The organism is Wolbachia endosymbiont of Dipetalonema caudispina (assembly GCF_013365495.1).
Lineage (GTDB): Bacteria > Pseudomonadota > Alphaproteobacteria > Rickettsiales > Anaplasmataceae > Wolbachia.
The window spans coordinates 35,076-47,593 of the sequence record NZ_CP046580.1; the positions used below are offsets into that span (position 1 = coordinate 35,076).

9 protein-coding genes are annotated in these 12,518 nt (G+C 27.4%); 2 read left to right on the forward strand and 7 right to left on the reverse strand.

Annotation, left to right across the window (positions count from 1 at the left end; translation table 11 throughout):
- Window positions 1-30: 30 nt before the first annotated feature.
- The 3 genes from GOY14_RS00140 to GOY14_RS00150 all read right to left on the reverse strand — a co-directional run bounded on the left by GOY14_RS00140 (window position 31) and on the right by GOY14_RS00150 (window position 2,801).
- Window positions 31-960 carry an AEC family transporter gene (locus GOY14_RS00140; RefSeq protein WP_175809173.1) on the reverse strand — a complete coding sequence of 310 codons (930 nt, stop codon included), beginning with the start codon at window positions 958-960 and terminating at the stop codon, window positions 31-33.
- Between the two features lie 303 nt (window positions 961-1,263).
- Window positions 1,264-2,529, reverse strand: a complete 1,266-nt coding sequence (gene fabF / locus GOY14_RS00145; RefSeq protein WP_175809174.1) for a beta-ketoacyl-ACP synthase II — start codon at window positions 2,527-2,529, stop codon at window positions 1,264-1,266.
- Window positions 2,526-2,801, reverse strand: coding sequence for an acyl carrier protein (locus GOY14_RS00150; protein ID WP_175809176.1), 276 nt, complete (start codon window positions 2,799-2,801; stop codon window positions 2,526-2,528). The genes fabF and GOY14_RS00150 overlap by 4 nt, the downstream gene beginning before the upstream one ends.
- Before the next feature lie 150 nt (window positions 2,802-2,951).
- On the opposite strand from GOY14_RS00150, the gene GOY14_RS00155 reads away from it, so the two are divergent.
- On the forward strand, window positions 2,952-3,752 hold the full coding sequence (locus GOY14_RS00155; RefSeq protein ID WP_175809178.1) for a polyprenyl synthetase family protein: 801 nt from the start codon (window positions 2,952-2,954) through the stop codon (window positions 3,750-3,752).
- On the forward strand, window positions 3,745-4,656 hold the full coding sequence (locus GOY14_RS00160) for an FKBP-type peptidyl-prolyl cis-trans isomerase (protein WP_175809179.1): 912 nt from the start codon (window positions 3,745-3,747) through the stop codon (window positions 4,654-4,656). The genes GOY14_RS00155 and GOY14_RS00160 overlap by 8 nt, the downstream gene beginning before the upstream one ends.
- A gap of 41 nt (window positions 4,657-4,697) precedes the next feature.
- Here the strand turns inward: GOY14_RS00160 and GOY14_RS00165 are convergent, their stop codons facing one another.
- The 4 genes from GOY14_RS00165 to GOY14_RS00180 form a co-directional block, all read right to left on the reverse strand.
- Window positions 4,698-6,209 (reverse strand): proton-conducting transporter transmembrane domain-containing protein, encoded by a 1,512-nt coding sequence (locus GOY14_RS00165; protein WP_410543570.1) that lies wholly within the window; start codon window positions 6,207-6,209, stop codon window positions 4,698-4,700.
- Window positions 6,210-7,731: 1,522 nt separating this feature from the next.
- Window positions 7,732-8,919 (reverse strand): tRNA guanosine(34) transglycosylase Tgt, encoded by a 1,188-nt coding sequence (gene tgt / locus GOY14_RS00170; protein WP_175809181.1) that lies wholly within the window; start codon window positions 8,917-8,919, stop codon window positions 7,732-7,734.
- The gene (nuoE, locus tag GOY14_RS00175) at window positions 8,920-9,420 is read right to left on the reverse strand and encodes an NADH-quinone oxidoreductase subunit NuoE (protein WP_175809183.1); all 501 of its coding nucleotides are present in this window, start codon (window positions 9,418-9,420) and stop codon (window positions 8,920-8,922) included.
- Window positions 9,421-9,776: 356 nt separating this feature from the next.
- Entirely contained in the window at window positions 9,777-11,072 is a 1,296-nt protein-coding gene (locus GOY14_RS00180; protein WP_175809185.1) for a cbb3-type cytochrome c oxidase subunit I, read from the reverse strand.
- Window positions 11,073-12,518 lie beyond the last annotated feature (1,446 nt).

Below are 12,518 nucleotides of genomic sequence, written 5' to 3' on the forward strand. Positions count from 1 at the left end.
ACAGATAAATATGTTATAAGCTTATTTCTCTTAAAAAGAAACAAGTTTAACAAAGAACAATGATATTATTAATGGAACATAAAATAGTCCTACTGTAGTACTTATGAGAAGTAATAAAGTAGCTCTATCTGGTTGGTAATTTAAAATGTTGGCAAGTATTACACTAGATCCAGAAACTGGAATAATAGCTAGCAACATCAGTGCTTTATATATACTTTCATCATATATACCTATAATATGTTTATCTATCAAAACAATTCCTAAAACAAATAATGGCCAAAACACGTACTTTGCTGTAATAGTGGTTAAAGCAAGTTTCCAATCTATTTTAAAGTTTGTAATTTGTACGATACTCACTCCAAATAGCACCATTCCTAATGTAATGAATGTACTTCTAATGTTCATCATCACATCTGTTAAAAAAATTGGTATTTGTACATTGTATATACTTATAAGAAAGCCTAAAACCATTGCATATGACGAAGGAAGCCTGAATAATCTTAACATGCATTCTTTTGCAGTATATATGCCATTTGCAGCTATGTAAAATCCTAAGCTGTTTTCAAATAATGCCATTCCTATATAACAGACAACATATACAGATACTGAATCTTCATCAAATAGACTCATAGCAATCGGTAATCCAAAATAACCCATGCTTGTACTGCCTGAACTAAATGCTAATATGTTTTTTGTGTTATCTTTAAATAGAAAGGAAGAAAGATAATAAACTGATAAGGACATAGTACTACCTATAAACCATATCAAGATTGGCAAAGAAATTATTTTTAAATTGACCTCTGTATGAGATACTCCATATAAAATTACTATTGGATTAGCTATATAAAAAAGTATTTGAGATATAGTGTTTTTATCAATCTTAAGGTATTTTCCTGCTAAGCAACCGATAAGTATTGTAATGTAAATAGGCAATATTTTGAGAAAAAGAGTAAAAAACATATTGGCCTAAATTACAATAATTCTTCTTGATATTTTGACTGATAAAGTGACATTAGATCTTAAGATATTGTAAAAGTAAATAGAATTTATTCTCTGGTTTACTAGTTTATAGAGTTAATAAAAAAGCTTCTTGCATATTTTTTAATAATATGCTTGTTAAAAAGCAAATTTTATTCTATCTAAACTTTTTTGCTATCTTCTTTAAGATGATGTAAAAAGAAAATTTATAAAAAAGTAATTATTTTCATAAAAATAGAACTTTATGTTTATATATTTTAGCTGTAATAGTTTTAGTAAAAATTGTTATACTTGTCCAAAGATAAGTGACGCATTAGTACCACCAAAACCAAATGAATTAGAGAGCACGTATTGAACCTTGTGTTCTTGAGCTTTAAATGGTACAAAGTTTAAATCACATCCTTTTGAAGGCTTATGTAAATTTAAAGTTGGTGGAGTAATTCCATTGTTTAATACAAGGATGCTGAATATTGCTTCAACACTTCCTGCAGCACCAAGTAAATGTCCTATAGAAGACTTAGTGGAAGAAATTGGTACTTTATAAGCATGTTCACCAAATAACTGTTTTATTGCTATTACTTCAATTTTATCTCCGAGTGGTGTTGAAGTACCGTGTGCATTAATGTATCCAATTTGATTTGGGTTAATTCGTGCATTTTTTAAAGCAATTTGCATTGCTTTAAATGCACCTCTTCCTTCTGAATGTGGTGCTGTGATATGGTGTGCATCTCCTGTTAATCCATATCCAACTAATTCAGCATATGCTTTTGCTTCTCTTTTTTTTGCATGTTCGTATTCTTCTAAAACTAGTATACCTGCTCCTTCACCCATAACAAATCCATCACGTTCTTCATCCCATGGTCTTGAAGCTTCTTCAGGTTTATCATTAAACTTGGTTGATAATGCTTTCATAGATGTAAAACCAGCAATTCCAACTCTACAAAGTGCACTTTCTGACCCACCTGCAATCATTACATCTGCTTCACCAAGTTTTATGATTCTTGCTGAGTTTATTATTGCATGTGCACCTGTTGCACATGCAGTTACCGTTGAATCATTTGGTCCCGTAAATTCATATTTAATGGAGATATGGCCAGATATTAAGTTTATTAAACTTGCAGGAACAAAAAATGGACTGACACGTTTTGGTCCTTTTTCCTGCATAGTAATTACATTTTCTTGAATTGATGAAAGCCCGCCTATACCAGAACCAACAGTAACCCCAATACGTTCTCGATTAATATTTTGACTTTTTAGAATTAGTGAATCGTCTACCGCTTGAATAGCAGCAGCAATACCATAGTGAATAAAGCGATCTGTCCTTCTTAGATCTTTTTTAGAAACATAATTTAGTGAATTAAAACAGTGTTCAATGTTATTGTATTGTAAAGGAACTTGCCCTGCGACTTTACAATCAAGATCAGAAACATCAAACCTACTGATTTCCTTTACGCCAGACTTACTATCTATTAACTTGAGCCAAGTATTTCTGACATCTATTGCCAATGGAGTAATTAGACCAATACCAGTAACTATTACTCTTCTGTTCATTGATCACTAACTTTTTGTTTTTTTTTTACTACATACTCAACTATTTGTTCCATAGTTTCCATTTTTTGTGCATCTTCATCTGGAATTTCTATTTCAAATTCTTCTTCTGCTGCCATAATTATTTCAACTGCATCTAAACTATCTGCGCCATGCTCTGAAAGTTTTGAAAAGCTATTAAACTTTTCCACATCTTTACTAATATGTTCTAGTACAATATTTTTTACTTTTTCCTCTATGACTTCTCTAGTACTTTTTACCAGTTTACTATTCATTATTTATTTTACCAAAAATAATCTATTCTTTAGATGTTATAAAAAATCTTTATGTTTGCAACACCTTTTGTAATTGATAAACTGCATAATAAAGTTTTCTAAGCCTAAAGTATACTTTAATATACTTTCCAGAATTAATAAAATTTAAAAATGTTAGATAAATCAATGAAAAATTTGCTTATTGCAGAAATAGATAAAATTTTACCTGAAAATAGTCAAAATAGGCTTGTATCGGCAATGCGTTATATGCTTTTTGCTCCTACAAAATATATGCGTTCGTTTTTAATTATGGCTTCGTCACAGGTATTTGATGTAAGAGCTGAGAAAGTCATACTAGTTGCTGTAGCAGTTGAATGTATTCATACCTACTCTTTAATTCATGATGATTTGCCATGTATGGATAATAGTGATATTCGTAGAAATCAGTTAAGCTGCCATAAGAAATTTGATGAGGCGACAGCAGTACTAGCTGGAGATGCACTTCTTACTCTTGCTTTTGAAATATTATCTTCACTAAATGAGAACAGTCATAAGCGTTGTGAAATTATAAAAGTGCTCTCTCAAGCAATAGGTAGTAAAGGGATGGTAGGAGGACAAGTTTTAGATATTAGTAAAGACTTTAGTAAAATAAAAGAAATTCATTTGATGAAAACTGCAAAATTACTTGCAGCTTCATGTGAAATAGGTGCTATAATAGGAGATGCAACAAATAAAGAACGTAAAGCGTTATATAATTACGGGATAAATCTAGGACTCATTTTTCAGGCTGGGGATGATATTAAGGACTATAAACAAGATAAAGTAAATAATTTAATATTTGTATTTGATGAAAGTGATGTGAAAGATTATATAGATAAACTTTGTAAACAAGCTTTAAATAGTATCAGTAAACTTCCAGGAAATACTCATTATTTGTATAACTTATTAAATCAAATTAAAAAGGATGGTTAGTAAAATTGTATTACAGTTGCTTATTTCTATAGTAATAATTTTTACTTTAACGTTGTCTTTTGTGTTTGTTGTAGTTTCTATAAATAAAGAAAGACTAGAGCAGAAGGAGAAAAAAATTTTTTATGAAGTAAATGCTGCTATACATGATGGTTTAATACGGACTATAGCATATTATTTAGTAAAGCCAATATTTGAATTAGCACTCGATCATTATATTAAAAAATGTGGACTGGCAGAGTATTTAGAGGAGATAATACAGCAAAAAAGAGAGGAAAATATGATAAGCTTTTATGAAATTATAGAAGGTGATGGTAGCAAAGTTTTATGTGGTCAGGAAGTTTTGTTACAGGTATATAAAGTGCCTAATAATTTATCGCTACTTTTAAATCAAGTTTCTAATGTCACTTTGAAAATAGGTCAAAACAACTGGAAAGAATTAGGTTTAGGAACAATAGGTATGAAAGAAGGAGGGGAACGTGTAGTGACTATAAATAATATTGCTAGTGACGACAAGATGAGTTTGAGTTCTTATTATGTTAAGCTACTTGAAGTAAAAGATAGATATCCTGATTCAGTGAATAATATCATGGTTTTTGATAATTTTATTAATAAAACTGGAAAACAAGTAAAGTGTGGTGACGAAATTTCAATTAAATATGATGTGATGGAATATGATGGTAAGTATATAATTAAAAATCAAACAGTACAGTTTAAGGTTGGTGATAAAAAGGTGCCACTCGCTATAGAGCTTGGAGTTGTGGGAATGAGAGTTAACAATAAAAGAACCATTATTTCTCCACCGGAACTTTTGAATATTACTGATGGTATGCTAGTTAAGGACATGAACTTTATCTTTAACAAAGAACATGTTTCTATAATTGATTTAAATCTAGTAGATGGGTGATTTTTAATAAGTTAAAGTTTTAAAAGTGGAGAATAAATGCTTTAAAATATTATTTGATAACTGAAAAAAATAATAAAAGTACATATAGCAGTAATAATTGGTGGTAAAACTAGAAAAATAGGTATCTTTTTAATGAAAAAATTTTTGGAGGAAGGTTTTGAGAAAAAAACATTGTAAATTATTGGTAAAAAATACATGGCATTAAGTATGGTGCTTATAATTAATAAAAAAGTAATAAATATGGTAAGTAATATATTTCCAGAGTTGAAAACAGTTTGAAAGATAAAAAATTTACTCCAGAAAGTTGGAGTAGGGGGTATTCCTATCATAGATAATGCTCCTATGGTAAATGCTATCATAGTAATTGGCATGCTTCGTCCTATACCATTAATTCTATTTACATATTTTTCGCCTGTTCCCATTATTATGTTACCTGCAACAAAAAATAAAGTAATTTTTGCAAATGCATGAGAAACTAATTGAAAAATTGCAATTTTTATGCTGAAGTCGCTAAGAATTGAAGTGGATAATATAATATATGATGACTGAGAAATGGTAGAATAAGCAAGCAATTTTTTTAATTCTTTTTGCTTAAGTGCAATTACTGAAGCAGTAATAATTGTAAATCCAGCAACATAAGGTAACCATCCTCCAGCAAACCAGTTTTGTTGTGCAAAACGTTGCAGATTACTGATACCAAAAATGTATGATATAACTTTTATAATAATAAAAACTCCAGATTTCACAACAGCAACAGAATGTAATAGTGCACTTACAGGAGTCGGTGCAACCATTGCTTTGGGTAACCAAAAATGCATTGGCATTAATGTAGCTTTACCTATTCCATAAATCAGCAAGGCAAAACATATTGCAGTGAAAGTTATAAGTGAAGTGTCAAATTTAAATATTCCATTGTTTGTAAAGTCTAAAGTATGAAATTTGCTGTATAATAAACCTAGAACTGGGAAAAATAGTATTAAGGAGGAAAAAAACAGCGTACCTAAATAATAGCGTCCCGCTACTATTGATTCATTTGTTGCATCGTATGTAATAAGAGGGTAAGTACTGATAGTTAAGAGTTCATAGAAAATAAATGTAGTAAATAAATCGCCAGAAAAGGCAATAAACATTGTACAGCTGATTGATACTGAAAGAAAGCATAAGAAATTTGAGTGATTATTACCAGGATAGCTATTTTTCATGTAATATATTGTGTATATACTGGTTAATATCCACAAAAATGATATTAATAGACTAAATATTATTCCTGTAGACTCTAATTTTAAGCTAATGTGTAAATTTTTGCCAAAATCAATAAGGATAAACTGAGGATGATCGCTACATATCCAATATAAAGTGCATAGACATGTATATATAAATAGAAGCACGGAAGAGAGAATAGTAATGCTACTGCCTACTTTAGGCCATTTATCGGTAAAAAATATGATTACTCCACCAAGTAAAGGAATTAGTACAGTAATTAACAGATAGTTTTCAGTAATAAAAAATGGTAAAGAAAGAAATATTAAAATATATTCTATTAAATGGTTCATTTTCTGCTTAAGTAAAGTCAAAATTATACTCAAATTACAGAGAAGGTACCCACTTTTTTTTTGTAAATTAGTAATTTAATACATAAATATAGAAAATGTTTTTTTGTATCTCTATATTTTTAGTAACTAGACCTAGACAAGTTTTTTTAGTCCTTTTATACATATATTTTAACATTGGATGTAAGTAAGCGAATAGTTATTCTGAGCAGCAGTATTATTGTATAATTTTACTTTTATTTTCATTTCTTATCTGATTTAAAGAAACGAATAGTACTATGTATAATATTATGTTTAAATTTATGTTCTTTTGTTTAGCTATTTTTTTCTTAATTATTTTAAGATCTTAATCTTTTTTTGACTCAATATTAGTGCTTTAATCTTTCATTTGATGATATTAATTTTAATTAATGGTAAATAATATTTATTACTCTTTGAGTATATAATTCTAAAAAAAACTTTAGTTATCGATCTATATTATAGGGATGAGTATTTAAGATATATATTTTTTTTGATTAGTGATAATTTTAGGGATATTTATTGTATTGATAGTGAAATACTATGCATGGTGTTTATAGTTTTATTTATGTTTTAAATTGTGATATATTTAAAAAAAATGTTTCTTTATTTTACCATGAAGAGTCATAATATTACTTGATTTTCTTTTTTTTTTATAATGTAAAAATCATAAATCTCTTAAAACTCTAAAACTGCACTAATAAGTTCTAATACTTTTTTTTTTCTAGAAAATATCATTTTATTACTTTTCATTTTGTTTGATAGATGTCTGTGCATCTAAATTATTATTTTTTTAGAGACTCAACTCTATTTTTTTTAGCATTTCTTTTTTGTTTTTGATTTGACAACCTTATCAGTTTTCCTTTATGGTTATTATATGTCATTAAATAATATTATTTTGTAATTAACTATATTTGTTTTTTTTATAATCATTTTAGTATTTAATATATAAACTTTTCTAATCTAACTTTGCTGTTCTTTGTTATAGGCTTTATTAACAATGAGTACTTTAATTTCTTAGGACTTATTAAATGTAAAAATTAACTATACTCTCTATTTAGAGAAAGCTAGATAAATTTTTGCTGTTTTTCATAGCCCTTTTGGGTATTTAGTTTGTAAATGAGGAAATATTAACCTGATTAGGTTTGTTGAAACGTGGGATAGACAAGGATTTTAGTTCTTCTTTATCTTGGGATTTGTATTATCTTGTAATTTTTAGATCTTTTTATATATAAGTTATCAGTTTTTCATCAAAAATTTTTTCTTCTTTAATATAGTAAAATAAATACTCTCCTATTTGTAGGAGGGTATATGTTAAATATTGATAAAACATCGTTCTTCTAGAATATTTTTTTTAACTTAAATTTTAAGTAAAAGGTAAAGCTTAATACTGTTAATTAGGACTATTGCATATATTTTAAAATTCGAGTTAAAAGACAATGAAAAAAAGTTAGTAGTAAAGATACTTTGTAAAAAATAAGATACAGTAATGATGATATAGTTTTTTTTACTCACTAATCCAGTTACTTTTTTCTTTGTTTAGTTTATTATTTAATATTGCCTGTCTTATAGATTTCATTAGTTCATTCATAAAAAAGACGTTATGAACGGTGATAAGAGTGTAGGCTAATAATTCTTTAGCCTTTAATAAATGATGTATATAAGCTTTTGAATGTTTTTTACAGGTAAAACATAAACAGTTAATTTCAATTGGGGTGTTATCTAATGCGAATTGTCGATTTCGTAAATTAATGTGCTCTTTATGTTTTGAAGCAATAGAGTTTTTATTTTTAACTTTAACAAGTGCGGCACCATGCCTTGCTAAACGAGTAGGATAAACACAGTCGAATGTATCAATTCCAAACTCTACTGTGCGAAAGATATCCACGATTCCACCAATACCAAGCAAATGGGTAGGTCTAGTTCTCTTTAGATGTTTCATAGTAGAAAAAATTGTATCATACATCTGCTCTTTACTTTGACCTAAAGATCCTCCTATTGCTTGACCAAAAAATGGCAAATCATTAATAAAATCACAACTTTCTCTACGTAAGTCTTGATATATTCCACCTTGACTAATTCCATATAATACTTGTTTATCATCGTTCTTTTTTTCAAACTCATTTAAAGAACGTTTAGCCCATTTATGACTCATGAGCATTGATTTTTGTGTATATTCTTTGCTAACATGAAATGGTGTACATTCATCCAATACTAAGATTAAATCTGCCCCTAGTTTTTGTTGAATTTGCATAGATTTTTCAGGAGTAAGGCAGTAAATTTTGCCATTGATGTAAGAACGAAAAATTGCTCCATCCTCGTTAATTTTAACTAAAGTTTTTTGTTTTTTTCTTATTCCTTTTATTTCTTCTGAAACTGATCCATGTCCCAAGCTAAATATCTGATATCCACCAGAATCAGTCAGTATTGGTCCTTTCCATCCTATCATTTTGTGTAACCCCCCAAGTTTTTCTACAGTATCTTCTCCAGGTTGAAGCATTAAGTGATAGGTATTGGACAGTATTGCTTGAGTACCAGCTTCACTGATTCTGCCAATATCTGCAACTTTAATTGCGGCTTTTGTTGCACAAAATATAAATGCTGGTGTTTCTATATTTCCACTTGGAGTTTTAATAATTCCAACTCTTGCATGGCCTGACTGCTTGGTTATTTTAAATGAAAACTTCTTTTCCATCTATTTGTTTGAAAGTTTTGTTATGATGTTTTCTACCTTTTGAGGAGTAAGATTTTCATAAAAATCATTATTAATTTTTATAACAGGAGCACTAATACATGCACCAAGACATTCAACTTCTTTTAAGGTGAATAGATTGTCTTTAGTAGTTTCATCAATACTTATTCTAAGTTTTTTTTTAAAAGTGTTTAAAATTTCTTCGCTATTACATAACCAGCAGGGGGTTGTTCTGCAAATTTGTACTAGGTATTTGCCTACTGGTTTTAAATTATACATAGTGTAAAAATTTGCTACCTCATATACATGGATATGTGGAATATAAAGCATATCGGCAATATAACACATGGCAGGTTTAGAAATCCATCCGCATTGTTCTTGAACTAGATATAGTAAAGGCATAACAGCACTTCTCTTTTTGCCTTTTGGACACATTTTTATAAGTTTTTTTGCTTTTTTGAGATTTTTTAATGTGAAACTAAACTGTTCTTCTTTTTCTTTCATCTTATATATGATTATGTAAGTCTAAAACAAATTATACTTAAATGATCAATAATTGCAATTAAAGTGTTTAAGTGATAAAAAGTAAATAACTAACTTCATGTTAAAGTAGTGGTTATTCATTAGTCTTAATGATACTCTATGATACTGTCTTTAATGTTTTACAATAATATTGTCTATTTTGGTATATATAAAATTAAAATGAGTAAAATATAAGATTCATTATAAAAAATGAATAATATTAATTACAATACTTTTTTTGATTTGTATAGATAAATATAATTAAATATTTTCATTATATAATAATGAACAGCAAGAAATGTGCTGAAAGTTTTATGAGTTTTCTTTAAAAGAAAAATCTAAGTATTTTTGCCTTTAAGCAGGGACTGAAGTACAACTGTTACAAATAATATTCCACTAATAACTGATACAACTCCACCTATAATAAAGCATGCACATGCTAGTATTGATGATACACTTGGTAAATTTGCAATTTTTCTTAAGGTATTATATTCCCCAAGCCAAACAAGGCCGGTAATGTGAAGGAAATGTCCAAAACTATAGGAATAAATCTGTAATTTTGTTACGGAACTTTTTATCCCTTTACAGTTTAGTTTTGGTAATAGCCAATAAATAAAATTCATAAAAGCTATAGTGATACCGATTACAGAACCATGGTAATGAGCAGGAATGGTAACATTTTCTTTAATAGTGAAGAATCCAAGTATACCTCCATAAGTGAATAATATGAATGAATGTAATAAGTAATGATTGTTTTTGTTGCTGAGTAAGTTTTTTATATTGTAATATACTAATTTTATTAAAAAGCATGATAAAATTGCTCCAGCAGTTCTCATATACCAAGTAAAAAAGTACATTAACTCAGTACTCTCTACTGAGTAAATAAAGTATATGAATGGTGCACATGCTGCCATAATCATGTTTATAAATAATGGTAAAGTAGAAATTTTGTTGTTTAAAGTCGGACCTGTACTGGAGAAATTTAACATGATTAGATAAACTAAAAACATCCCTTGAGCAAAAGCAAATTGCAGTAAATGTCCTCCTCCCCAAAAAATATGTTCATAAAATAAATTTTTATCTGAATAGTATAATATTTTAGGTATTCTTTTATAAGCTAGGACAAAGCAAAAAAATGATGATGCAAGTATAATAATTAGTCCAATTTGTCCAATAAAAAGGTAAGAGTTCTGTTTATTTAACAGACAAGTGAAGGTTGCATTTATCAATATGATAATAATAAACGAACTAAGTCCAAATAAAAATAGTTTGTTCTGTAATACAGGAATATAGTTACTTTTAATAACTTCAGTGTCTGGAACAAATGTGGATATAAATATCAAAAACATAGAAAAGGTTGAGAGAGCCCATAAAAAGTTAAGCCAATTGTTAATGTTTTGTAGATTTATAATAAAGAGTAAAGATATTATAGAGCACATCCACACTAAAATCGATAAGTTTACATGTATCACTAGTGCATTATCAAAGATATATTGTGCAGAGGAAATCAGAGAAGAAATAAGAGGTAATCGTAGAAAGACAATAATTATTGATAGCAATCCAGAGCAAGCAAGAGCACATACTGCCAAAAATATCCATAGTTTGCAAAGCAGAATATTATTTTGTATAAGCATAGTTATTTTTCTTGATTATATTGATTAATATAGAATAACTTTTTTTTAAAAATTAATAATTAGTATAAACTATATGTTAGTTTATTTTACTAATAATTTAAGTCAAATATAAATGAGTACCGTAATAAAGTAGTTATGCATTTTATATACTGTTTAAGTATATTATTTTTAATATTAAGATATTAAATTAATATTTAGGTGATATTGTAAGTTATTAATATTTTTTAAAGTTCATACTTTAAATAATAGAGACTATTGTAAATAGTGTTGTAACGTAGTAGAAAAAGGTAATTTTTTTCTTAAAAATGTAGTAACTTCTGTTATATACTATTACTAGTAGAGTTTACTTGTGTTCATTGAGAAGTTGCAATTATTTTTTTAAAACTAAAGTGGTTTTAACCTTTTAAGATATTATTGAATCGGGAACTATATATATAATAGCGCTATTAAAATAACTTTTTTTCAGCTCTACTAATGGATTAGTGTTAAATGAGTATATTGAAGTATAGTCTAAATTCTAATTGATATATTTTATGAATCATAATGCAGAAATAAATTTTTGTAAGTAAATATTAGTTCAATTTTGTTAGTATTAACTTTATTAGCGTTATTTATTCTATTTATTTTTTCCATAAGGAAAAAATCATTTTAATTGTAGGGTAAAGTTTCAGTATTTAAAAAAATAGCTATAGTTATCGAATATTATTCTATGGTGTTTATACAAATAAATACCTAAACTATTTTTATTAGTGATAGCAAGTATTATGTGACAAAAAAGGATTTTTGAGATTATATTATGAGTTTTTGTGTTTTTTATGTTTTTTTTATAAGATTAAACAAATATTTAATTTATGCTTCTTAATTTTAAAGAAAGAGTGCTAGAGTTATTACTAGTTTTTATTCTATTATATTGCTATTATATTTTGCTATTATATTTATGAGTTGGTTACCTTTTAAGTAAGAAAACTAGTCGTAGTTTGAAATCAATGTGTCTCTTCATAAAATTTAGGATTAGAGTAAAAAAAAAGTTATAGATTTAATTATTAGAAAGGCGAATTATTCTAAGAGAGTTTATTTTTATGTAATGATATGGGATGGATAATGTTTAGAATGATTGATGCCTAATTTAGGTAGTTGAAAAGTAAAATTGAATTTACTTACTTGGGAGAGATAAATCATGTTTGTAAACTTAATTTTTATGGGTTAGTTTTTGAAGTTTAGTTAATTTTAATTAATTTTAAGATATTTCAATAAATATTTATACTATATAAAGTATTTTCTATATTGAAGAGAAAAATTTATAAAATACACCCTTTTTGTAAAATTTTGAGAAAATGTTCATTTAAAAAAATCGACTAGTAGTTGATAAATGTGGAAATTATAGATGTTCATATTTACAAATTTATTTTAAAATTAAGAATTTTCATATTTAGATCTCTTATGGAG